22 protein-coding genes are annotated in these 21,610 nt (G+C 71.1%); 15 read left to right on the top strand and 7 right to left on the bottom strand.

What is annotated here, in order from left to right; genetic code table 11:
• Positions 1 to 170 precede the first annotated feature (170 nt).
• The 3 genes from FV229_RS07010 to FV229_RS07000 all read left to right on the top strand — a co-directional run bounded on the left by FV229_RS07010 (position 171) and on the right by FV229_RS07000 (position 4,579).
• Positions 171 to 2,201, top strand: a complete 2,031-nt coding sequence (locus FV229_RS07010; protein WP_147751270.1) for a monovalent cation:proton antiporter-2 (CPA2) family protein — start codon at positions 171 to 173, stop codon at positions 2,199 to 2,201.
• 4 nt (positions 2,202 to 2,205) lie between these two features.
• On the top strand, positions 2,206 to 3,645 hold the full coding sequence (locus tag FV229_RS07005) for an MATE family efflux transporter (RefSeq protein WP_246688091.1): 1,440 nt from the start codon (positions 2,206 to 2,208) through the stop codon (positions 3,643 to 3,645).
• Between the two features lie 157 nt (positions 3,646 to 3,802).
• Positions 3,803 to 4,579 (top strand): DUF937 domain-containing protein, encoded by a 777-nt coding sequence (locus FV229_RS07000; RefSeq protein WP_187275081.1) that lies wholly within the window; start codon positions 3,803 to 3,805, stop codon positions 4,577 to 4,579.
• Positions 4,580 to 4,586: 7 nt separating this feature from the next.
• Here the strand turns inward: FV229_RS07000 and FV229_RS06995 are convergent, their stop codons facing one another.
• The 3 genes from FV229_RS06995 to FV229_RS06985 form a co-directional block, all read right to left on the bottom strand.
• Positions 4,587 to 4,796, bottom strand: coding sequence for a Flp family type IVb pilin (locus FV229_RS06995; RefSeq protein ID WP_246688087.1), 210 nt, complete (start codon positions 4,794 to 4,796; stop codon positions 4,587 to 4,589).
• Between the two features lie 332 nt (positions 4,797 to 5,128).
• Positions 5,129 to 5,413 (bottom strand): DUF3072 domain-containing protein, encoded by a 285-nt coding sequence (locus tag FV229_RS06990; RefSeq protein ID WP_147751269.1) that lies wholly within the window; start codon positions 5,411 to 5,413, stop codon positions 5,129 to 5,131.
• Between the two features lie 429 nt (positions 5,414 to 5,842).
• On the bottom strand, positions 5,843 to 6,730 hold the full coding sequence (locus FV229_RS06985; protein WP_147751268.1) for a branched-chain amino acid aminotransferase: 888 nt from the start codon (positions 6,728 to 6,730) through the stop codon (positions 5,843 to 5,845).
• A 314-nt stretch (positions 6,731 to 7,044) separates the two neighbouring features.
• On the opposite strand from FV229_RS06985, the gene FV229_RS06980 reads away from it, so the two are divergent.
• The gene (locus FV229_RS06980) at positions 7,045 to 7,488 is read left to right on the top strand and encodes a MarR family transcriptional regulator (protein ID WP_238272679.1); all 444 of its coding nucleotides are present in this window, start codon (positions 7,045 to 7,047) and stop codon (positions 7,486 to 7,488) included.
• Positions 7,488 to 8,201 (top strand): response regulator, encoded by a 714-nt coding sequence (locus tag FV229_RS06975; RefSeq protein WP_147751266.1) that lies wholly within the window; start codon positions 7,488 to 7,490, stop codon positions 8,199 to 8,201. Before FV229_RS06980 ends, FV229_RS06975 begins: the two co-directional genes overlap by 1 nt.
• A gap of 51 nt (positions 8,202 to 8,252) precedes the next feature.
• On the opposite strand, the gene FV229_RS06970 is transcribed toward FV229_RS06975, so the two are convergent.
• Together FV229_RS06970 and FV229_RS06965 are read right to left on the bottom strand one after the other, a co-directional pair.
• Positions 8,253 to 10,163, bottom strand: a complete 1,911-nt coding sequence (locus tag FV229_RS06970; RefSeq protein ID WP_246688090.1) for a KUP/HAK/KT family potassium transporter — start codon at positions 10,161 to 10,163, stop codon at positions 8,253 to 8,255.
• Positions 10,164 to 10,412: 249 nt separating this feature from the next.
• Positions 10,413 to 10,643, bottom strand: coding sequence for a pentapeptide MXKDX repeat protein (locus FV229_RS06965; protein ID WP_147751264.1), 231 nt, complete (start codon positions 10,641 to 10,643; stop codon positions 10,413 to 10,415).
• Positions 10,644 to 10,861: 218 nt separating this feature from the next.
• Here FV229_RS06965 and msrA point away from each other — a divergent pair, with 218 nt between their 5' ends.
• The 4 genes from msrA (at position 10,862) to FV229_RS06945 (ending at position 14,564) form a co-directional block, all read left to right on the top strand.
• Positions 10,862 to 11,590 carry a peptide-methionine (S)-S-oxide reductase MsrA gene (msrA, locus tag FV229_RS06960; protein WP_147751263.1) on the top strand — a complete coding sequence of 243 codons (729 nt, stop codon included), beginning with the start codon at positions 10,862 to 10,864 and terminating at the stop codon, positions 11,588 to 11,590.
• A 248-nt stretch (positions 11,591 to 11,838) separates the two neighbouring features.
• Positions 11,839 to 12,198, top strand: a complete 360-nt coding sequence (locus tag FV229_RS06955; RefSeq protein ID WP_147751262.1) for a transcriptional regulator — start codon at positions 11,839 to 11,841, stop codon at positions 12,196 to 12,198.
• 112 nt (positions 12,199 to 12,310) lie between these two features.
• A complete protein-coding gene (locus FV229_RS06950) occupies positions 12,311 to 13,618 on the top strand; it encodes an MFS transporter (protein WP_147751261.1) in 1,308 nt (435 codons plus the stop codon).
• Positions 13,619 to 13,694: 76 nt separating this feature from the next.
• Complete coding sequence (locus FV229_RS06945; RefSeq protein ID WP_147751260.1) at positions 13,695 to 14,564, top strand: amidohydrolase family protein; 870 nt, start codon at positions 13,695 to 13,697, stop codon at positions 14,562 to 14,564.
• A 14-nt stretch (positions 14,565 to 14,578) separates the two neighbouring features.
• Here the strand turns inward: FV229_RS06945 and FV229_RS06940 are convergent, their stop codons facing one another.
• A complete protein-coding gene (locus FV229_RS06940; RefSeq protein WP_147751259.1) occupies positions 14,579 to 14,905 on the bottom strand; it encodes a YciI family protein in 327 nt (108 codons plus the stop codon).
• A gap of 326 nt (positions 14,906 to 15,231) precedes the next feature.
• Here FV229_RS06940 and FV229_RS06935 point away from each other — a divergent pair, with 326 nt between their 5' ends.
• Positions 15,232 to 16,449 carry an ABC transporter substrate-binding protein gene (locus FV229_RS06935; RefSeq protein ID WP_147751286.1) on the top strand — a complete coding sequence of 406 codons (1,218 nt, stop codon included), beginning with the start codon at positions 15,232 to 15,234 and terminating at the stop codon, positions 16,447 to 16,449.
• A gap of 106 nt (positions 16,450 to 16,555) precedes the next feature.
• Here the strand turns inward: FV229_RS06935 and catC are convergent, their stop codons facing one another.
• Complete coding sequence (gene catC, locus FV229_RS06930) at positions 16,556 to 16,831, bottom strand: muconolactone Delta-isomerase (protein ID WP_147751258.1); 276 nt, start codon at positions 16,829 to 16,831, stop codon at positions 16,556 to 16,558.
• A gap of 205 nt (positions 16,832 to 17,036) precedes the next feature.
• Here catC and FV229_RS06925 point away from each other — a divergent pair, with 205 nt between their 5' ends.
• The 5 genes from FV229_RS06925 to FV229_RS06905 all read left to right on the top strand — a co-directional run.
• A complete protein-coding gene (locus FV229_RS06925; RefSeq protein ID WP_147751257.1) occupies positions 17,037 to 17,285 on the top strand; it encodes a plasmid stabilization protein in 249 nt (82 codons plus the stop codon).
• Positions 17,282 to 17,575, top strand: coding sequence for a PIN domain-containing protein (locus FV229_RS06920; protein ID WP_348644175.1), 294 nt, complete (start codon positions 17,282 to 17,284; stop codon positions 17,573 to 17,575). Before FV229_RS06925 ends, FV229_RS06920 begins: the two co-directional genes overlap by 4 nt.
• Positions 17,576 to 17,891: 316 nt before the next feature.
• Positions 17,892 to 19,247, top strand: coding sequence for an aspartate aminotransferase family protein (locus tag FV229_RS06915; RefSeq protein WP_147751256.1), 1,356 nt, complete (start codon positions 17,892 to 17,894; stop codon positions 19,245 to 19,247).
• A 104-nt stretch (positions 19,248 to 19,351) separates the two neighbouring features.
• Entirely contained in the window at positions 19,352 to 20,413 is a 1,062-nt protein-coding gene (locus FV229_RS06910) for an SDR family oxidoreductase (protein ID WP_147751255.1), read from the top strand.
• Between the two features lie 188 nt (positions 20,414 to 20,601).
• Positions 20,602 to 21,610: MCP four helix bundle domain-containing protein (locus FV229_RS06905; RefSeq protein WP_147751254.1), on the top strand; the 1,009-nt coding region annotated here is incomplete at its 3' end.

The following is a 21,610-nucleotide window of genomic DNA, read 5'->3' as shown; positions in this document are numbered from 1 at the left end:
CCTCAAGGCCGCGCCGTGGGCCGGCCGGGTGACGAACGGCACGCGCAAAGCCCTCGCGCCTCCGCGCCGGCCGCGGTAAGGGCAGGACGTCTAGTCCAAGACTTCCGGTCCAAGACCTCTCGTCCAAGACCTCCCGTCCAAGACCTCCCGTCCTCGCGATCAGGCACTTCATGGCGAGCCCGGCCGAACATGCGAGCTTCCTGCCGCCGGTGCTGACGTTCCTGTCGGCGGCGGTGATCGGCGTGCCGATCTTCCGGCTGCTGGGGCAGAGCGCGGTGCTCGGCTACCTCGTGGCCGGCGTTCTGATCGGCCCGTCCGGCCTGTCGCTGATCGCCGAGCCGGAGACGGCGGCGAGCGTCGCCGAGATCGGCGTGGTGCTGCTGCTGTTCATCGTCGGGCTGGAGCTGCACCTGTCGCAGCTCGTCTCGATGCGCCGCGACATCTTCGGGCTCGGCACGGCGCAGCTCGTCGTCTGCGCGATCGTGCTCGGAGGCCTCGGCGTGCTGTTCGGCGCGGCGCCCAGCGCCAGCGGGATCATCGGCATCACGCTCGCGCTCTCGGCCACCGCGGTGGCGCTGCAGCTGCTGGAGGAGCGCGGCGACCTCGGCACCGCCTACGGCAGCCGCGCCTTCGCGGTGCTGCTGTTCCAGGACATCGCGGTCGTCGGCATCCTGGCGGTGATGCCGCTGCTGGCGTCCGCCGGCGGCGGCAGCGGCGCGCCCTGGCTCGGGGACGCCGCACTCTCCACGGGCAAGGCGCTGGCGGCGATCGTCGCCGTGGTGCTCGTCGGCCGCTACGGCCTGAACCGGTTCTTCCGCCTGCTCGCCGCGAGCGGCGCCCGCGAGGTGATGACGGCGGCCGCACTCCTGGTGGTGCTCGGCACCGCGCTGCTGATGCAGGAGGTCGGCCTGTCGATGGCGATGGGCGCGTTCCTGGCCGGCATCCTGCTCTCGGAATCGAACTTCCGCCACCAGCTCGAGGCCGACATCGAGCCGTTCCGCGGCATGCTGCTCGGCCTGTTCTTCATGAGCGTCGGCATGTCGATCGACGGGGAGCTGGTGCGCGCGGTCTGGCCGCTCCTGTTCGGGGCGACGCTGGCCGCGATCCTGGTCAAGGTCGCCCTCGTGGCCGGGCTGTTCCGCCTGTTCGGCTCGACCTGGCTCGACGCGGTGCGCGGCGCCGCGATCCTGGCGCCGGCCGGCGAGTTCGCCTTCGTGCTGCTGCCGCTCGCGGGCTCCCTGGGGCTCACCGACGCCACCGCGACGCGCTTCGCGGTGGCGCTGGCCGCGCTCACGATGCTGATCGGCCCGGTGGCGGCCAAGGGCCTCGACAAGGCCCTCGACGTCGTCCGCGCCCGCCGCGGCGGCGAGGCGCTGCCGGCGACGGACGTGGTCGAGAGCGCGGAGGCGCGCGTGCTGGTGATCGGCTTCGGCCGGTTCGGGCAGATCCTGACGCAGGTTCTGCTCGCCAAGGGCGTCGGCGTGACCGTGATCGACAAGGACGTGGAGCAGATCCGTTCGGCCTCGCGCTTCGGCTTCCGGATCTACTACGGCGACGGCACGCGCCTCGACGTGCTGCGCGCCGCCGGCATCGGCCGGGTCGACCTCGTCTGCCTGTGCCTCGACGACGCGGAGGCGAGCCTGAAGATCGTCGACATCGTCCACGAGGAGTTCGAGTCGGTGCGCACCTACGTCCGCGCCTACGACCGGATGCACGCCGTGGAGCTGATGAACCGCGACGTGGACTACGTCGTCCGCGAGACCGCCGAATCCGCCCTCGCCTTCGGCCGCGCCACCCTGGAGGGCCTCGGGCTGTCCTCCGCCGACGCCGCGGCGCGGGTCGAGGACGTCCGCAAGCGCGACGTCGCCCGCCTCGTGCTGCAGCAGGCCGGCGCGTTGCCCGAGGGCGGCGGCTGGATGCGCGGCATCGGCGTGGCCGAGATGAAGCCCGAGCCGCTCACCGCCCCGCAGCGCCCCGCCCGCGCGCTCAGCGCCGAGACCCGCGACATCATCGGCAACGACCGCCGCGAAGCCGCCGGCCGCATGCTCGACCGCCCGCCGACGGAGACCGCCGAGGCCCGGGCCGAGCGCGAGGCCGAAGCCGAGGCGCAGGCCGAGGCCGACGCCCGCGCGGAGGCGGAGGCTCAGGCCGAACGCGCGCTCCGGACCCCGGCGATGGAGGTTCAGAACGGTGAGCGGTGAGACCCTGGTCCCTCCCCCCTCCACGGGGGAAGCGGGCCCGCCGGCACCCGAATCCGGGCGCTTCGTCACCGGCTCGATCCTGCGCCACGTGGTGGTGATGAGCGCGACCGGCTCGATCGGGCTGATGGCGGTGTTCGTCGTCGACCTGTTATCGCTGCTCTACGTGTCGAAGCTCGGCGACACCAACCTCACCGCCGCGGTGGGCTTCGCCGCGATCGTCCAGTTCTTCGCCATCGCGATCAACATCGGGCTGATGATCGCCGCCGGCGCGCTGGTCAGCCGCGCGATCGGCGCCGGCGACGGCGCGGGCACGCGGCGGATCGCGACCTCGGCGACGCTGCTCGGGATCGCGGCTTCCGCCCTCCTCGTCGCGCTCCTGCTGCCGCTCTCGGACCCGTTGCTGTGGGCGATCGGGGCGGAGGGCGAGACGCTGCGGGTGGCCGAGCGCTTCCTCTGGATCGCGCTGCCCTCGAACGTGCTGATGGGCCCCGGCATGATGTTCTCGGGCCTGCTGCGGGCGGTCGGCGCGGCCCGCCAGGCGATGTTCGTGACGCTGGGCGGCGCGTTGGTGACGGTCGGTCTCGATCCGCTGCTGATCTTCGGGGCCGGGCTCGGGGTCGACGGGGCGGCGATCACCACCTGCGTGGCGCGTGCCACCTTCGCACTCGTCGGCTGGCACGGGGTGCGGCAGCACCGGATGCTCGCCGCCCCGCGCCTCGCCGAGACGCTCGCCGACGCGCCGCTGGTGTTCAGGATCGCCTTGCCGGCGGTGCTCACCAACCTCGCGCCCTCGGTGGCCAGCGCCTTCCTCGCCCACGTGCTCGCCCGTTACGGCGCGGTGGCGGTGGCGGCCAACGTGGTGATCGACCGCCTGACGCCCGTGGCCTTCGGCGGCCTGTTCGCGCTGTCGGGCTCGATCGGGCCGATCCTCGGACAGAACTGGGGCGCCGGCCGCTTCGACCGGATGCGCGGCGTGCTTCGCGACGGGGCGCTGGTCACGTTCCTCTACAGCGCGATCGTCTGGGCGGCCCTGGTGCTCGCCCGCGGCCCGCTGATGCGGCTGTTCGAACTCGACGGGGTGGCCGCCGACCTGTTCGGGTTCTTCTGCTTCGTCAGCGGCGGGGTGTGGTTCTTCAACGGGCTGCTGTTCCTCGCCAACGCCTCGTTCAACAACCTCGGCTTCCCGTTCCGCTCGACCCTGCTCAACTGGGGCCGGGCGACCCTGGGCACGATGCCGCTGGCGCTCGCGGGCGCCGCGTTGTACGGCCCGCGCGGGGTCCTCGCCGGCGTCGGAATCGGCTCCCTCGCCTTCGGCGTGGCCGGCATCCTCATGGCCGTCCGCACCGTGACGCTGCTCGAGCGCGACGCCGTCGCGCCCGTGCGCCCGCGCGATCCCGAGGCGGCGATGGCCGCGGGGCCCGCACAGGGTGGCGCGCTGGTCTAGTTTTCACGCGATCCGCGGCGGATGCGCGGCCCGATCGTCCCGCCCCGCGACCGGACCCCGCGCCGGCAACTGGTCAGCGGCGTCGATAAGGGTCTAGACTTCGTCCGCGCGGCCCGAAGTGGGATGTCGCGTGGCGAACAGACCAAGGCCGTGCGCGATGTTCAACCCGCTCGACATGCTTCAGGCCCAGAACGGCGCCGGGATGCAGAATGTCGCGCAGCAGTTCGGCCTCACCCCCGAGCAGACGCGCAGGGCCATGGAGGCCCTGATGCCGGCCTTCGCGCTGGGGCTGCAGCGCAGCGCCATGCCCGACCCGACCGGCCTGTCGCAGATGTTCGGGATGGGCGGTGCACGGCCCGCCGCGAGCCCGGCCGAAAGCATGCTCGGGCAGATGTTCGGCTCGCCCGCCCTGACCCAGGCGATCCTGCAGCAGGCCTCGTCGGCGAGCGGCGTCGGCTCGCAGGTGCTGCGCCAGATGCTACCGATGATGGCCGGCGCGGTGGTGGCGAGCATCGTCCACATGCTGCTGAACCAGCAGGCTCCGGAGGCCAAGGCGGCGCTCGCCCCGGCGCCCTCGCCCTTCGCGGTCGCACCGGGCTGGGCCGAGATGATGAAGGCCTTCGTGCCCGCCCAGGAGGCGACCAAACCTCAGCCGGCCAGACCTCAGCCGGCGAAGCCGCAGGCTGCCCGGGCCGCGCCGAAGCCGGAGGCCGACGCGACGCCCGGCATGTTCGAGCAGATGCTGAAGACCGGCGCCGAGGTCCAGGAGCAGAACGTGCGGGCGATGCAGGGGCTGTTCGAGGCGTTCTGGACCGAGGCCGATCCGGCCAAGGCGGGCGCAACGAAAGCCGGCGCCGACCCTAAAGCCCCACACGCGCCCGAATCGCCGGACGCCTCGCACAGGCAGCGCAAGGGGCGGCCAGGCGCGCGTTGAGGCTGTCTCAGTTCTGGCTGATGGTGTTGCCGATGGTCGCGTAGACTTGGCCAACCCTGGAGGCGTAGAGGCGGATGCTGCCGACCGCGACCAGGAAGACGAATCCGGCGATCAGGGCGTACTCGATGCTCGTCGCACCGCGCACATCGGCGGCGAAGCGGCGTATCGGAGAGGCGGTCCCAGCCCTCTCCGGCATTTCGACGACCGGCCCCGACATCAATGATCGCTTTCCTTCGCCGAACCGGCCTGAAACGATCCTAACCCACGCCACCTTGCCGATGTTTTAAACCCATCGCCGGCAACCGGCCTGAGCGAGATAAGATTTGAAGGATAAACGGCTGGTGCCGCCGAGCGCGGAGCATTACTGAACGCCCGGCAGATTTCGTTCTTTCACAAGCCCCTAAGGCTCCTCCAGGTGCGCGCGCCCGCCACCGAACAGGTCAGGCGAAGCACCGCGAAGTTTCCTCTCCCGTACGGGAGAGGGTTGGGGTGAGGGGATGCGCTAGGCGCTGCACCGCGCCGTCAGGCGTCCCGGGTGCCCCTGCCCGCTCAGCCGTGGCCGGCTTCCTTGCGCAGGGCGTCGATGCGCTTGGAGGCTTCGGCCTTGTCGATGTCGGGATCGAACGCCTCGGGCTCCTTGGTCTCCTCGGACAGGGTCTTAAGGTAGGAGGCCTGCGCGCCGGTCATCGGCTCGCCGCCGGTGGTCCACTGATCGGGATCCTTGATCTGGTTCGACACGTCTTTCGGGTCGGTCTTGGGGTTCTCGTTCGAGGCGGACTGGGTGTCAGCCTTGGGGCTGGACTTCGCATCGGACTTGGCGGCGGCCTTGGTCATCGGACACTCATGCGTTCTTGGAATGTTCCGTTAGAACGCAGCCCGGACCGACACGGTTCCTCGCTGGCGAGAACCGCCTGGGGATAGGATGTCCGGCCCGCAGCTTTCCGCGCGAAGGCGTGTCGAGCGGGCGCATTTGGTCGGCCGGGACCCATACCGCGCATCATCGCGGTCGCCTCACGAAGCAACACGAACGCCGTGCGAGCTGTCGTGTTCACACGTCTTCCGCAAATGGCCCCGGACGGATCGGTGGAGTCGCTGGCGCGGACCCCTCTCCCGAACGGAAGAGGGGACCCGCGCCTCACCGGCACGAGGGATGAAGCGCGGGTGGGACGAGACGAAAACGGCGGCCCCATCGGACCGCCGTGCCTTCCCACTCAAGCCGCTCGCGCGTTTCTTCCCCTCGGGCCGCTCGAGCTTCTTCCCCGCTCAAGCTGCTCGGGCTTGAGGCTGCACCTCGGCGAGGTAATCGTCCATCAGCGTCTGGGTGATGGCGCCGGGCACGAAGCGGTAGGGACCGATCTCGGCCACCGGCGTGACCTCCGCGGCCGAGCCGGTGATGAAGCACTCCGAAAAATCGGCCATCTCCTCGGGACGGATGCGGCGCTCGGTCACCGCGATGCCGCGGCGGCTGGCCAGATCCATCACCGTCTGACGGGTGATGCCGTTGAGGAAGCGGTCGGCGGTGGGGGTGTGGATCGCCCCGTCGCGGATGAAGAACACGTTGGCGCCGGTGCACTCGGCGACATTGTCCTCGAAGTCGAGCATCAGCGCGTCGGCGTAGCCCTTGTTCTCGGCCCGGTGCTTGGAGATCGTGCAGATCATGTACAGGCCCGCCGCCTTCGAGGCGCAGGGGGCGGTGCGGGGATCGGGCCGGCGGTAGTCGGCGACGTCGAGGCGGATGCCCTTCATCTTGGTGGCGGCGTCGAAGTAGCTCGGCCATTCCCAGGCGGCGATCGCCAGGTGGATGGTGTTGCCCTGCGCCGAGACGCCCATCATCTCCGAGCCGCGCCACGCGACCGGGCGGAGGTAGGCGTCCTGGAGGCCGCTGACCTTCAGCACAGCCTCCTTGGCCGCGACGATCTCGGCGGCGGAATAGGGCACGGCGAAGTCGAGCAGCTCGGCGGAGCGGCGCAGGCGCTCGGCGTGGGCGAGGCTCTTGAAGATCACGCCGCCGTAGGCGCGCTCGCCCTCGAACACCGACGAGCCGTAATGCAGGCCGTGGCTCAGCACGTGGATCTTGGCGTCCCGCCACGGCACCATGGCGCCGTCGAACCAGATGGTGCCCTCGCGCTCGTCGAACGGGATCACGGACATGGGGGGTCTTCCTGGAAATCGTCGCGGCCCGTAGGCACGGGCACTTCGGCGGGGACGATGTCGGCGGGCCGCACCACGGCGGCTCGAGCGGGGTTGACGGGTATCAACCGGCCTGGAATATGTCAACGACACTGACGTATATCGCTTCGGCGTCGACCCCTCCGACGCCGACCGTCCTTCCTGCCCTTCGCGCCGCAACGGGACACGGGCCGCACGTGACATCCCCCGCCCTCCGCGAACGCGACGAATCCGGCGCGCCGGCAGCCCGCGAGCACGACGCCGCCGCTGCGCCGGCCGCCTGCAGCAGCGACGACCTGATCGAGCTGCTGTTCTTCGCCTATCGCGACTTCGTCGGAGACCCGGACCGGATCCTGGCCGAGTACGGCTTCGGCCGGGCGCACCACCGGGTGTTGCACTTCGTCGACCGCTATCCCGGCCTGACCATCGCCGAGCTGCTCGACATCCTGCGCATCACCAAGCAGAGCCTGAACCGGGTGCTGAAGGACCTGATCGGCCAGGGCTACGTGGCCCAGCGCCCGGGCACGAGCGACCGGCGCCAGCGTCTGCTCACCTGCACCGAGAGCGGCCAGCGCCTGGCCGCCGACCTCACCCGCGTGCAGGCGCGGCGCCTGGCGCGGGCGCTGGCCTCGCCCGAGGACGCCGCCGCCCCCGAGAGCTTCCTGATGGCGATGATCGAACCCGACGAGCGCGCGGTCGTCCGCCGCCTGATGGCGCGTCGCGGCGGCGGGGCCGCCTGATGGCCGCCCACGCCCGCACCGAGCTCTCCGACGGCGCGCCGCACGTCCTCGTGGTCGACGACGACCGGCGCCTACGCGAGCTGCTCGCCCGCTACCTCGCCGAGCAGGGGTTCCGGGTCACCGCCGCCGCCAGCGCCGCGGAGGCGCGGGCCAAGGCCCAGAGCCTGGTCTTCGACGCGATGGTGCTCGACGTGATGATGCCGGGCGAGGACGGCTTCGCCTACGCCCGCAGCGTGCGCGAGACCTCGCGCGTGCCGATCCTGATGCTCACCGCCCGCTCCAACCCGAACGACCGGGTGATGGGGCTGGAGATCGGCGCCGACGACTACCTGCCGAAACCGTTCGAGCCGCGGGAGCTGACGCTCCGGCTCACCAACATCATCAACCGGGCGTCCGGCCCCCGCCGCGACACCGGCACCGGCGACGTGGTGACGTTCGGGCCGTTCTCCTACCGGATCGAGCGCGGCGAGCTGAGGCGCGAGGACGAGATGATCCGCATCACCGAGCGCGAGCGCGAGATCCTGACGATCCTGGCCGGCGCGCACGGCGCCAACGTCGAGCGCGAGGCGCTGGCCGGCGCCGGGGGGCTGGCCGCCGAGCGCACCATCGACGTGCAGATCAACCGCCTGCGCCGCAAGACCGAGGTCGACCCGGCCAACCCGACCTTCCTGCAGACCGTGCGCGGCGTGGGCTATCGGCTCGCGGTGGATTGAGACGGATGCGCGCCCTCCCCCTCCGCGGGGGAGGGACGGACGACGAGCCGTCTAGATCTCGATCTCGGTCCCCACCTCGACCACCTGTCGCGTCGGCAGCCCGAAATGCGCGCCGGTTCGCTCGGCGTTGCGCTTCATGAAGGCGTAGAGGCCCTCGCGCCAGCTGTACATGCCGGGGTTGGTGGGCGAGGGGATGATCGCCTCGTGGCCGACGAAGTAGGTGATGTCCTCGATGAACTCCGCCGGCAGCAGGCCGCTGGCCACCGCGCATTGCAGCCCTTCCGGGATCGAGGCCGTCTGCATGAAGCCGTAATGCAGCACCACGCGCTCCATGCCCGGCGTGTACTGCGAGATCGCCTTGCGGATCCCCGAGGCCACGAGCGTCACCTGCGCACGCTGCGTGGCCGGCACGATCGGCTCCTCCTCGTAGATCACGGTGATCAGCAGGATGCGCTCGTGCAGGCAGCGGCTGCGCTCCACCAGGCGCCCGAGCGCCATCGGGATGCCCTCGCTCGCCGCCGACAGGAAGGCGGCGGTGCCGGGCAGCGTCACCGGAGGATGCGAGGCGAGGCGGGCGAGGAACGCGTCCTCCTTCTGGCGCAGGGGCTCGCGCACCGCCTCCAGCACCCGGTTGCCCTTCATCCAGGTCAGCATCAAGAAGGCTACCGTGAAGGCGAGCACCAGCGGGAACCAGCCGCCCTCGAGCAGCTTCGTGCTGTTGGCCGCCAGGAACACGAGGTCGATGGCCAGGAAGAAGCCGTTGACCGCGAGCACCGCGGCCAGGCTGTAGCCCCAGCGCAGGGCGATCAGCGCGGCGAGCAGCGTGGTGATGCCCATCAGCGCCGAGACGGCGATGCCGTAGGCGCCGGCCAGCGCATCGGAGGAGCCGAACACGACGACGGCCACGAGGGTGGCGAGGGCGAGCAGCCAGTTCACCGCCGGCACGTAGATCTGCCCGCGCTCGTCCCGGTCGGTGTGGACCACCCGCATCGTCGGCATGAAGCCGAGCTGGATCGCCTGCTGCGTCAGCGAATACACGCCCGAGATCACCGCTTGCGAGGCGATGACCGTGGCCATGGTGGCCAGCGCCACGAGGGGATAGTGCGCCCAGTCCGGCGCGAGCCGGTAGAACGGGTTCTCGATGGCGTCCGGCTCGGCGATGAGCAGCGCGCCCTGCCCGCAATAGTGGATCAGCAGCGCCGGGAGCACGAGGCCGAACCAGGCGGTGCGGATCGCCGGGGCGCCGAAATGCCCGAGGTCGGCATACATCGCCTCGCCGCCGGTGACCGCGAGGAAGGCCGCGCCGAGCATCAGGAACGACACGTGCCAGCCGGCATGGAACAGGAAGTCCACCGCCCGCCAGGGGTTGGCCGCCGCCAGGATCTGCGGCGCCTGCCAGATCGCGGGGACCGCCAGCAGCACCAGCACCGTGAACCACACCAGCATCACCGGGCCGAACACCCGGCCGATCACCGTCACGCCCTTCCGCTGCACCAGGAACAGGCCGATCAGGATCAGGATCGTCAGCGGCACGACGAAGGGCGTCAGCACCGGCGCGTCGACCTTCAGCCCCTCGATCGCCGACAGCACCGAGATCGCCGGGGTGATCGCGCCGTCGCCGTAGAGCAAGGCCGCGCCGATCAGCCCGACGACGAGCAGCAGCGCCTGCCAGGTGCCGGCCTTGGCGTGGCGGGCGCCGAGCAGCGCCAGCATCGCGACGATGCCGCCCTCGCCGCGGTTGTCGGCGCGCAGGATCAGCACCGCGTATTTCAGCGAGACGATCAGGATCAGCGACCACAGGATCAGCGAGACCGCGCCGGTGGCCGCCGCCGCGACGGGCGCCCCGCCGGAGATGCCGGCCTTCACCGCCTCCTTGAAGGCGTAGAGCGGGCTGGTGCCGATGTCGCCGTAGACGACGCCGAGGGCCCCCAACGTCAGCGCCGGGCCGGCCGCGTGCTGCACGGCCCCGGGCTTTCGCGCGACGGGGGCGACCGGAAGGCCGTCTTTCTCCGCGAGGGGGACGGCTTGGCTCACGCGGGGTGCCCTCGGATCGAAGATCGCGCAGACGCTGCCCGCATCCGCATGCCCGTTCAAGGGTCCGGACCCGGCGAATCCGGAGGACCCACGACGATTTGTTCCGATCGGAGGCGGACGGCGCCCGCGCCGCCGCTCGATCCGCGGCCGGCCGGCGCCGGCCGCGGGCGCAGGACCCTACTTCTTCATCGGGTCGGCCTTCATCGCGTCCTTGCTCATCGCGTCCTTGTGCATGGAGTCCTTGTGCCCGGACTCCTTGGCCATCGAATCCTTGTGCATCGAATCCTTGGCCATGGAGTCCTTCTTCATCATCGCGTCCTTCGACATCGATTCGGCGGCGTGGACCGGTGCCGACAGAGCGAAGGCGGCGAGCAGTAGGGAGGCGGTGGCGGCGAGGCGGTGGCGCATGATCGGACATCCTTGAGGACGGGACACCGTCGTCCCGATGCAGCCCCTTCGACCGGGTTTCGCCACCGGTTACGCGGCGCGCGGCCGCCATGAGGCCGGCGATTTTCGCCGTTGTTCGCCCTCGGCGGAACCGCGTAACCGCGCGCCCGTCGCCAGCGAAAAGACCGGATGGGCGCGCGATCACCGCCCCGCATCACCCGATCCCGACGGAGACCGCCATGTCCCTGAAACCCGAACGGTCCGGCCGGAGCGGCGTCGCGCTCGCCACGGTCGCGGGACTCGCCCTGATGGCCGGCGCGTTCTCGCTGCGCGGCCTCGCCCACGCGGAGGAGCCCGGCCGCCGCCTGCCCGAAGCGGCCGTGACCGCCAAGGAGGCCGGCCTGCGCACCGCGACGCTCGCCGGCGGCTGCTTCTGGGGCGTGCAGGGGGTGTTCCAGCACGTGCGCGGCGTGCGCCAAGCGGTGTCGGGCTATGCCGGCGGCGACGCGGCGGACGCCCGCTACAGCGCAGTCAGCACAGGCGGCACCGGCCATGCGGAGGCGGTGCGCGTCACCTACGATCCGGCGGTGATCCGCTACGACGAATTGCTGCGGATCTTCTTCTCGGTGGCCCTCGACCCGACGCAGGTGAACCGCCAGGACCCCGATTCCGGCCCGCAATACCGCTCGGCGATCTTCCCCGCCGACACGGAGCAGGCGGCGGTGGCCAAGGCCTACATCGCGCAGCTCGACGCCGTCCACGCCTACGCAAGGCCGATCGCCACCCGGATCGAGCCCGGCGCGACCTTCTATCCGGCGGAGGGCTACCACCAGGACTTCATGGCGAGCCACCCGAACCACCCCTACATCGCCGCCAACGACGCCCCGAAGCTGCGCGACCTGCAGGCGCTGTTCCCCGAGCGCACCACGCCGGAGCCGACGTTGGTCGGCGGCCGCCCGCCAGCTTGAGCCCCGTCTTCCCGTCCACCGCCTCGTCCTGAGGTGCTTCCGCGAAGCGGAAGCCTCGAAGGAGACCTCCAGGGATCGCAGCGCGTTCTGGAGGCCTCCTTCGAGGCCCCTTGCCAGGGCAAGGGGCACCTCAGGATGAGGGGGCATGGGTAAGATGAAGGCCCAAGCGCGGCCTCCGTCGATGGTGACGGAGCCGCCTCCTCATGGCTCGTCCGTGCAGCTACGGTCGGCTCGCGGAGGATATCGACATGAGCACCCTGACGGTCGGCATCGGCTCCATGGCGGATGCGAGGACCCGGTTTCTCGAGGCGGCCGCCGGAGCCGTGGCGGGGCGCACCTCGGTAGCCGAGCCGGCGATCTACTTTGCCAGCTACGACGAGATGCACCGCGTCCTGGCGCCTGCCCGCCTGACGATCGTCAAGGCGATGGCGGGCCAGGGGCCGCTCGCCATCCGCGCAGTCGCCCGCCGCGTCGGCCGCGACGTCCAGGCCGTGCATCGGGACGTCGTGACGCTCTCGGACGCCGGAATCGTCGATCGGTCGGAGGCCGGCGTGACGTTCCCCCACGATCGCATACATGTCGAGTTCGACGTCGGCGCCGCCGCCTGAACAGCCGCGGGCGACAAACGCCGCCCTTGTCCCCGCCCGGCGCCGTCCCCGCCCTTGTCCGCGCGTCCCGATCCACGCCAGGATCGCGCATCAGGGGCGCGGGGACGAAATCATGGCGGCGGCTTCGGGACCGGGAACCTCCAAACCCCTCGACGTGGTGCCGATCGAGGATGCGAGCCTCGGGGCGTTCTACCGGAGCATGAACCTCACCGAGCGGCGCACCTTCTGGGCCTGCGCCGCCGGCTGGGCGCTCGACGGCATGGACTTCATGATCTACCCGCTGGTGATCGGCACGATCATCAGCCTGTGGAAGGTCGACCCCGGCACGGCAGGGCTCGCCGCCACCGTCACGCTGCTGGCCTCGGCTTTGGGTGGGTGGATCGCCGGGTTCGTCGCCGACCGCATCGGTCGTGTGCTGACGCTGCAGATCACCATCCTGTGGTTCTCGTTCTTCTCGCTGGTCTGCGCCTTCGTGCAGAACTTCGAGCAACTGCTCGTCGCCCGCGCGCTGCTGGGCCTCGGCTTCGGCGGCGAGTGGGCGGCCGGCGCGGTGCTGATGGGCGAGACCATCCGGGCGCAGTATCGCGGCCGGGCGGTCGGCTCGGTCCAGTCCGGCTGGGCGATCGGCTGGGGCCTGGCGGTGCTGTCTCAGGCGGTGCTGTTCTCCTATCTGCCGCCCGAGAACGCATGGCGCTGGATGTTCGTGATCGGCGCGTTCCCGGCGCTGCTGGTGTTCTACCTCCGCCGCTACGTCGAGGAGCCGAAGGTCGCCGCCGAGACCCGCGCCAAGGCGCGCGCGGCCGGGGAGCAGCCCAAGCTCTGGGAGATCTTCGCCGGCCCGCTCCTGCGCACGACGATCCTCGCCTCGCTCGCCGCGGCCGGCTGCCAGGGCGGCTACTACGCCATCACCACCTGGCTGCCGCGCTACCTCACCACCGAGCGCGGCCTGTCGATCGTCTCCTCCACCGGCTACCTCTCGGCGCTGATCGTCGGCTCGTTCGCCGGCTATCTCGTCGGCGCCTGGCTCGCCGACCGGCTCGGGCGGCGCCCGCTGTTCCTGATCTTCTCCGTCGGCGCGATCCTCGTCATCGTCGCCTACACCCAGTTGCCGCTCTCGAACGCGGTTTTGTGGGTTCTGGGCTTTCCGCTGGGCTTCTTCGCCTCCGGCTACTTCTCGGGGATGGGCGCCTTCCTCACCGAGCTCTACCCGACGCGGCTTCGGGGATCGGGCCAGGGCTTCTGCTACAATTTCGGCCGGGGCCTCGGCGCGCTGTTCCCGTACCTCGTGGGCGAGCTCTCCAAGTCGATCGGCCTCGCCTCGGCGATCGCGGTCTTCGCCGCCGGCGCCTACGGCGTGTTCTTCCTGGCCGCCTTCGCCCTGCCGGAGACGCGGGGCAAGGTGCTGCACGTGGACGGTTAAGGGGCGAAGAAGCCCTTGCATCCCCGCCCCCTCTGCTGGGGCGGGAAGACGCGTCGAGCCCGGACGAGAGGACGCCATGACCCCGATCCGCGATTGCCCCGCCCCCGATCCGACCCCATCCGGGCCGACGCGCTACGCCGTGCCGGCGGGCGCGGTCGACACCCACGCCCACGTCATCGGCCGGCCGCCGGCCTATCCGTTCGTGGAGAACCGCAGCTACACCCCGCCGGCCGCGCCCGCGGCGGCCTACCGCGCGATGCTCGACGCCACCGGCATGGCGCACGGCGTGCTGGTCCAGGTCAGCGTCCACGGCACCGACAACCGGCTGCTGCTGGAGACCCTGGCGACCGACCCCGCGCGCCTGCGCGGCGTCGCCGTGATCCCCCTCGGCCTGCCCGAGCGGGACCTCGCCGCGATGAAGGCGGCGGGCGTGGTGGGCTTGCGCCTCAACGTGCTCTACGGCGGCGGCATCGCTTTCGATCAAGTCGAGGCCTACGGCGCGCTCGCCCGCGAGATGGGCTGGCACCTGCAGTTCCTGATCGACGCGCGCAGCCTGCCGCCGCTCGCCGCACGGCTCTCGCGGCTGCCGGTGCCGTTCGTCGTCGATCATATGGGCCACATGCCGACCTCGGCGGGCCTCTCGGACGAAGGCTTCTCCACCCTCGTGGCGCTGGTGCGCGACGGCGCCTTCGTGAAGCTCTCGGGCGCGTTCCGCACCTCGGTCGCGGGCGCGCCCTACGTCGACACCATCCCCTTCGCCCGCGCGCTCAACGACGCCGCGCCGGAGCGCTGCCTGTGGGGCTCGGACTGGCCGCACGTCGCCGCCTGGGACGGGCCGCCGAAGCTCTCGACGCTCCTCGACCTGATGGCCGACTGGGTGCCGGACGAAGGACGGCGCCAGAAGCTCTTCGTCGAGAACCCGCGCGCGCTCTACGGTTTCGGCTAGGCTTGGGGCTTCAGCTAGGTTTGAGGCTTCAGGTAGGTTTGAGGCTTCAGGTAGCTGCGGCCGTCGAGGTAGGCCTTGCGCCAGCGCTGGATCGCCACCCGCTCGAACAGGCCGGCCTTCGCGAACGGGTCCTCGGCGATGAAGGCTACCGCCTCCGCCCGGGTTTCCACGTCGACGACGTAGAGGCCGCCGCCCGCATCCGACCCGTCGTCGGCGAGCTTGGCGCCGCAGGCGAGCAGCAACGCGGCCTGGGCTTCCAGGAAGGCGAGGTGCTCGGCCCGGGCCTCGCGGCGCAGGTGCTGGTGGCCGGGCTTGTCGAAGGTCTCGATGATGAACGGCATGGCGGCTCCGGGCGCGCGGCTGATGTTTTCGATGCGCCAGGTGTAACGCGGCGCAGGGCGCGCGGCGCCGGCGGGCCCTGACACCGGGCAAGCGTTCTCACTGGTTCGACCCGGCCGGGCGCGATCGGCGAGCGGGACGCAACTATAAGAAGAACGCCGACCCGCCGCGCGCCGCCGTTCTCCTGGCGGATTGCGCGCACGGCACCGGCCTGCCTCCGGACGCGGGACGACCCGCCAACCGGGGGAGGCCGCACCACCGCTTCCGCGCATGGGCACGCGGAGCGGCCTCGCGCCGCCAGCCCTCGGGAGGACCCTCCGTGACACGCATCATCCCGGCCTCCGCGCTCGCCGCAGCGCTGCTCGCAGGTGGCCTCGCGGCCACCCCGGCCCGCGCGCAATACGCCGACGGCGGCATCAAGATCGGCGTGCTGACCGACATGTCCGGCGGCTACTCGGACCTCGCCGGCAAGGGCTCGGTGACGGCGGCGCAGCTGGCGATCGAGGATTTCGGCAAGACCGTCGGCGGCCGCAAGGTCGAGCTGATCTTCGCCGACCACCAGAACAAGGCCGACATCGCCTCGACCATCGCCCGCCGCTGGTTCGACACGGAAGGGGTGGACGCGATCTTCGACACGAACTCGTCGGTGGCGGGGCTCGCGGTGCGCGAGGTGGCCCGCGCCAAGGGCAAGGTCGACGTCAATTCCGGCGCCGGCTCGATGGCGCTCACCAACGCCGCCTGCTCGCCCACCGGGGCGCACTGGTCCTGGGATACGCACGCGCTGGCGGCCGGCACCGCCGCGGCGCTCGCGGACGACCCGAAGAACACCTGGTTCTTCATCACCGCCGACTACACCTTCGGGCACGACCTCGAGGCCCAGGTCACCCGCGTCGTGAAGGCGAAGGGCGGCACCGTGCTCGGCTCGGTCAAGCACCCGTTCCCGAACGCCGACTTCTCGTCCTACCTGATCCAGGCGCAGGCCTCGGGCGCCCGGATCATCGGCATGGCCAACGCCGGCGCCGACACGATCAACACCATCAAGCAGGCCGCCGAGTTCGGCATCGCGGAGGGCGGCCAGTCGCTCGGCGGGCTCAACATCTTCCTCACCGACGTCAACTCGGTCGGCCTGAAGGCGGCGCAGGGCATGATCCTGACGACGGGCTTCTACTGGGACCTCGACGACCGCACCCGCGCGCTGGCCCAGCGCTTCGGCGCGCGCATGGGCGGCCGGATGCCGACCATGGTCCAGGCCGGCGACTACTCGGCGGTGCTGCACTACCTCAAGGCGGCCGAGGCGGCGGGCACCGACGACGGCCTCGCGGTGATGGCCAAGATGCGCGAGCTGCCGATCGAGGACGCCTTCGCCCGCAACGCCAAGCTGCGCCCCGACGGCCGCATGGTGCACGACATGTACCTGGCGCGGGTGAAGACGCCGGCCGAGTCGAAGAGCCCGTGGGATTTCTACACGATCCTCAAGACCATCCCCGGCGACGAGGCCTTCCAGCCGCTGGCGCAGAGCACCTGCAAGCTGGTGACGAACCCGTAGGCGGACGGGTAGCCCGCGCGTCCCTCACCTCCCCGTCGTCCCGCGCCTGCCTTCCGCGACCCGGGAGACGGGGAAGGGTGCCGTCGCGCGTCGGACCAAGGCCGGCTCAGATCGCCGACGGATGCCGGGCCAGCGGCGTCACCGCCACGCTCATGAACGGGAAGAGTGGCAGGCTGGAGAGGATGGCGTGGAGCTCGTCGTGGTCGGCCACGTCGAACACGCTGATGTTGGCGTACTGCCCGGCGATGCGCCAGAGATGCACCCACCGGCCCGATTCCTGAAGCGCCTGCGCCTGCGCCTTCTCCTCGGCCTTCAACCGGTCGAACTCGGCCGGCGGCAGGTGCGTGGGCGGATGGACCTCCATCCTGACGTGATACAGCATCGCTTCCTCCCCGCTCCTTCGTCGCCAGCCCGGCCGCGCCATCATAGCGCCGCCGCATCACGGTTGCGCGTGGATCGGCTCCCCCGGGTGTGCTAACCCGCGATCCGAGCAAGGAAGAGGCACCCGCCGAAGCCCCGCGCGCAAGGCGCGTTGCCGAAGCATCCATCGACGGATCATTTGCAGTCATTGACCGACGGGCGTGCCCATGGCCGTGATGACGATCCGCAACATCGACGACGCGCTCAAGGCACGCCTCCGCGTCCGCGCCGCGATGCACGGCCGATCGATGGAAGACGAGGCGCGCGACATCCTGCGCTCCGCCCTTTCCAGCGAAGTTCCCCGCCCCCGCGATCTCGGCCGGGCGATTTATGAGCGTTTCGCGGCGCTCGGCGGCGTCGACCTGCCGGACGTGCCACGCGAACCCGGCCGGGAGCCGCCGGACTTCGAGGCGTGATCGTTCTCGACACCAACGTCCTCTTCGAGTTGATGCGGCCCAGCCCCGAGCCGAAGCTCCTGGCCTGGTTCGCGCTGCGACCGATCGCGGGCTTGTTCACCACGCCCCTGACGCAGGCTGAAATCTTCTACGGCCTCGTCCTCCTCCCGGAGGGTCGGCGGCGCGATGGGTTGATGGCGGCGGCACGAACGATCTTCGAGGTCGAGATGGCGGGACGGGTCTTGCCCTTCGACGGCGATGCCGCCGCGGCCTATCCCGAGATTGCCATCGGGCGGCGCAAGGCCGGCTAGCCGATCGGTCCGATCGATGGCCAGATCGCGGCGATCGCTCGGTCGCGCGGCGCGCGGCTCGCGACGCGCAACGTTCGGGACTTCACCGGCTGCGGGATCACCGTCATCGATCCCTGGACGGTCGCCTGACGGAAGCGTCGCGTTTCTCACTGACGCCCTGGTCATCGCCTCGGCCGCGCAGCCGTCGCGCGTCGCATGTCGGGCGTGGGCCGCCTGCATCAAAAGCACTTGTTGCGGCGCGCAAAACCGGTTCCCCTACCGGCGAGCCCAGGGATCCGAGCCCCCGCGCATCCCGCCCCGCACCGAGGAGCCATCCATGTCCGACCTGAACGCACCGACGGATGCGCCTGCGCGGAAGAACGCGCCCGCGTTGGAGGCGTTCTGGATGCCGTTCACCGCCAACCGCCAGTTCAAGGCGGCGCCGCGGATGTTCGTGGCGGCCGACGGCATGCACTACACCACCGACGACGGCCGGCAGGTGCTCGACGGGACGGCGGGTCTGTGGTGCTGCAACGCCGGGCACGGGCGGCGCGGGATCGCGAGCGCGGTCGAGCGCCAGCTCGCGACGATGGACTTCGCCCCGACCTTCCAGATGGGGCACCCGATCGCGTTCGAATTCGCCGAACGCCTGGCCGAGATCGCCCCCGGGCCGAGAGGAAAGAAGCTCGACCGGGTGTTCTTCACCGGCTCGGGCTCGGAATCGGTCGACACCGCGCTCAAGATCGCGCTGGCCTACCAGAGGGCCGTCGGACAGGGCACCCGCACCCGGCTGATCGGGCGCGAGCGCGGCTACCACGGCGTCGGCTTCGGCGGCATCTCGGTCGGCGGCATCGTCTCGAACCGGCGGGCCTTCCCGACGCTGCCCGGCGCCGACCACCTGCGCCACACCCACGATCCGGCGAAGAACGCCTTCACCAAGGGCCAGCCCGAGCACGGGGCGGAACTCGCCGACGACCTCGAGCGCCTCGTCGCGCTCCACGGCGCCGAGACCATCGCGGCCTGCATCGTCGAGCCGGTGGCGGGCTCCACCGGCGTGCTGGTGCCGCCGAAGGGCTACCTCGAGCGCCTGCGCGCGATTTGCGACGCCCACGGCATCCTGCTGATCTTCGACGAGGTGATCTCCGGCTTCGGGCGGCTCGGCGCGCCCTTCGCCGCCGACTTCTTCGGGGTGACGCCGGACCTCGTCTGCACCGCCAAGGGGCTGACCAACGGCACCATCCCGATGGGCGCGGTCTTCGCCGGCCGCCACGTCCACGACGCCCTGATGGACGGCCCGGACGGGATCGAGCTGTTCCACGGCTACACCTATTCCGGCCACCCGGTGGCCTGCGCGGCGGGGCTCGCGACGCTGGACATCTACCGCGACGAGGGCCTGCTCACCCGCGCGGCCGAACTCGCCGACGACTGGGCCTCGGCGATGCACGACCTGCGCGGGCGCAACCGCGTGATCGACATCCGCACCATCGGCCTGATCGCCGGCATCGAGCTGGAACCGCGCCCCGGCGCGCCCGGCAAGCGCGCCTACGACGTGTTCGTGGATTGCTTCGTGCGCGGCCTGCTGATCCGCGTCACCGGCGACATCGTCGCGCTCTCGCCGCCGCTGATCCTGGAACACGGCCAGATCGACGAGATCGCCCGCGTGCTCGGGGATGCGATCGACCGGGTGGCGTGAAGGGGGGACGGAGCGCGTCTTCGCCCTTCGCTGCAACGCAACGCACGCCCGCTGGTTGAACCCGCGAAACGAGGGCCGCGGGCCCTCGGCAGCGAGGATCATGCATGACGGGTTCGGTTCTGATCGTGGGCGCCAGCGGCATCGTCGGAAGCGCGGCCGCCGAACGGTTCTCCGCCGAGGGCTGGGAGGTGGCGGGGCTGGCACGCAAGCCCGTGGCGCAGGACGGCGTCACGCCGGTCTCGGCCGACCTGCAGGACCCCGCCTCCCTCGAGCGGGCGCTCTCCGGCCTGACGCCGAGCCACGTGGTGCTCGCCACCTGGATGCGCCGCGACACCGAGGCCGAGATGATCCGCGTCAACGGCGCGATGGTGGAAAACCTGCTCGCTGCGCTCCGCCCGGCGGGCTCGCTCCGGCACGTGGCCCTGGTCACCGGCCTGAAGCATTATCTCGGGCCGTTCGAGGCCTACGGGAAGGGTGCCGTGCCGCAGACCCCGTTCCGCGAGGAGCAGGGCCGGCTCGACGTGGAGAACTTCTACTACGCGCAGGAGGATGCGGTGTTCTCGGCGGCGGTCCGCGACGGCTTCGCCTGGAGCGTCCACCGCCCGCACACGATCATCGGCAAGGCGGTCGGCAACGCCATGAACATGGGCACGACGCTGGCCGCCTACGCCACGCTCTGCCGCGAGACCGGCCGCCCGTTCCGCTTCCCCGGCTCGGGGATGCAGTGGAACGGCCTGACCGACATGACCGACGCGCGGCTGCTCGCCCGCCACCTGCTCTGGGCCTCGACCAGGGCGCGCGCGGCCAACGAGGACTTCAACGTCGTCGACGGCGACGTCTTCCGATGGAGCTGGATGTGGGGCCGGATCGCGGAATGGTTCGGGATCGCGGCCGAGCCGTTCGACGGCACCGTGCGGCCGCTCGAGACGCAGATGGCCGAGGACGGCCCCGTCTGGGCCGAGATCGCGGCCCGCCACGGCCTCGCCGAGCCCGACCTCGCGAAGCTCGCCTCGCCCTGGCACACCGACGCCGACCTCGGCCGGCCGATCGAGGTGGTCACCGACATGAGCAAGAGCCGCCGGTTCGGGTTCCTGGACTACCAGCCCACCGACGACGCGTTCTTCGACCTGTTCGCCCGCCTGCGGGCCGACCGGCTGATCCCGTAAGACGCTGGCTGTGAGAGCACGCGCCACGTCGGCGGGGCGCGACCAGCCCGTCGACGTGGCCGCCAAGACGAGATTAAAAATACTTGAACGCAGGAGGAACTATTACCTAATTAAGGATAGTGGCGCCATTATAGGGCAATCTTAATCGTGATCGGCAATCTAGGATCCGACGTTTCAAGGATTCCGCGATGTTGGCGCATGTCACGATTCGAACGCGCCTGATCGGCGCAGTGCTGGTGCTGTTCGCCCTCACGGCGGGGTTGGGCGGCTTCTGCTTTTCGCGCATCCACGCCCTCAGCGCGGTCACCGACGACCTCGGCGGCAACGCACTGCCATCGACGCGCACCCTCGGGCGGCTCGCCACGAACTTCGAGACCCTGCGCAGCCGGCAGCTCGCCTACCTGCTGTCGAGCGAGGAGCGCCGGCCGCAATCCCTGCCGCGGCTGCGCGCCAGCATGGCCGACATCGAGTCCGACATCGCCGCCTATGCCGGCCTCGTCAGCGACGGCGAGGGTGCGCTGTGGGACGCGGTGAAGGCGACGGTGCCGGCCTACTCGGCCATGGGAGAAGAATTCATCCGCCGCCTCGACGCCGCCGACACGAAGGGCGCCACCGCCTACGTGCTCGACGGAATGCTGCCGGCGCTCAACGCCGCCCGCGCCGCCCTGAAGGCCGACCTCGCCTTCAACGAGGCCGCCGGCAAGACCAGCGCCGCCGTCGCGCAGGCGTTGGGCGAGCGCGCCCGCCTCGCCATCGCCGTCGTCCTCGCCCTCGTCGCGGCGACCACCGTCGCGGTCGGCTGGATGTCGGTCTCCACGATCTCCGCGCCCGTCCGGCGGATGGCGCGGGTGATGGACGTGGTGGTGGCCGGCGACACCACGGTACTGGTGCCGCATACCGGCGAGCGCAGCGAGCTCGGCGCGATGGCGTCGGCGGTCCAGGTGTTCAAGGAGAACCTGATCCGCACGCGCAAGCTGGAGGCGGAGACGGCGGACGCGCGGCTGGCGGCGGAGGCGCAGCGCAAGGCCGGGATGCGGCAGATGGCCGACGACTTCGAGGCGGCGGTGGGTGGCATCGTCGGGATGGTGTCGTCCTCGGCGACCGAACTGCAGGCCACCGCCCGGACCCTGACCGCGACCGCCGCCGAGACCGCGGGCCAGTCCACCACGGTGGCGGCGGCCGCCGAGGAGGCCGGCA

It is taken from the genome of Methylobacterium sp. WL120 (genome assembly GCF_008039465.1).
Lineage (GTDB): Bacteria > Pseudomonadota > Alphaproteobacteria > Rhizobiales > Beijerinckiaceae > Methylobacterium > Methylobacterium cerastii.
This window is presented reverse-complemented; position numbering and strand designations above follow the sequence as displayed.

What these genes read in the sequence shown, in the direction of transcription:
- FV229_RS07010 (WP_147751270.1), top strand. Translation starts at nt 171, where the DNA reads ATGGCGAGCCCGGCCGAACATGCGAGCTTCCTGCCGCCGGTGCTGACG.
- FV229_RS07000 (WP_187275081.1), top strand. Translation starts at nt 3,803, where the DNA reads ATGTTCAACCCGCTCGACATGCTTCAGGCCCAGAACGGCGCCGGGATG.
- FV229_RS06995 (WP_246688087.1), bottom strand. Translation starts at nt 4,796, where the DNA reads ATGTCGGGGCCGGTCGTCGAAATGCCGGAGAGGGCTGGGACCGCCTCT.
- FV229_RS06990 (WP_147751269.1), bottom strand. Translation starts at nt 5,413, where the DNA reads ATGACCAAGGCCGCCGCCAAGTCCGATGCGAAGTCCAGCCCCAAGGCT.
- FV229_RS06985 (WP_147751268.1), bottom strand. Translation starts at nt 6,730, where the DNA reads ATGTCCGTGATCCCGTTCGACGAGCGCGAGGGCACCATCTGGTTCGAC.
- FV229_RS06975 (WP_147751266.1), top strand. Translation starts at nt 7,488, where the DNA reads ATGGCCGCCCACGCCCGCACCGAGCTCTCCGACGGCGCGCCGCACGTC.
- FV229_RS06965 (WP_147751264.1), bottom strand. Translation starts at nt 10,643, where the DNA reads ATGCGCCACCGCCTCGCCGCCACCGCCTCCCTACTGCTCGCCGCCTTC.
- msrA (WP_147751263.1), top strand. Translation starts at nt 10,862, where the DNA reads ATGTCCCTGAAACCCGAACGGTCCGGCCGGAGCGGCGTCGCGCTCGCC.
- FV229_RS06955 (WP_147751262.1), top strand. Translation starts at nt 11,839, where the DNA reads ATGAGCACCCTGACGGTCGGCATCGGCTCCATGGCGGATGCGAGGACC.
- FV229_RS06950 (WP_147751261.1), top strand. Translation starts at nt 12,311, where the DNA reads ATGGCGGCGGCTTCGGGACCGGGAACCTCCAAACCCCTCGACGTGGTG.
- FV229_RS06945 (WP_147751260.1), top strand. Translation starts at nt 13,695, where the DNA reads ATGACCCCGATCCGCGATTGCCCCGCCCCCGATCCGACCCCATCCGGG.
- FV229_RS06940 (WP_147751259.1), bottom strand. Translation starts at nt 14,905, where the DNA reads ATGCCGTTCATCATCGAGACCTTCGACAAGCCCGGCCACCAGCACCTG.
- catC (WP_147751258.1), bottom strand. Translation starts at nt 16,831, where the DNA reads ATGCTGTATCACGTCAGGATGGAGGTCCATCCGCCCACGCACCTGCCG.
- FV229_RS06925 (WP_147751257.1), top strand. Translation starts at nt 17,037, where the DNA reads ATGGCCGTGATGACGATCCGCAACATCGACGACGCGCTCAAGGCACGC.
- FV229_RS06915 (WP_147751256.1), top strand. Translation starts at nt 17,892, where the DNA reads ATGTCCGACCTGAACGCACCGACGGATGCGCCTGCGCGGAAGAACGCG.
- FV229_RS06910 (WP_147751255.1), top strand. Translation starts at nt 19,352, where the DNA reads ATGACGGGTTCGGTTCTGATCGTGGGCGCCAGCGGCATCGTCGGAAGC.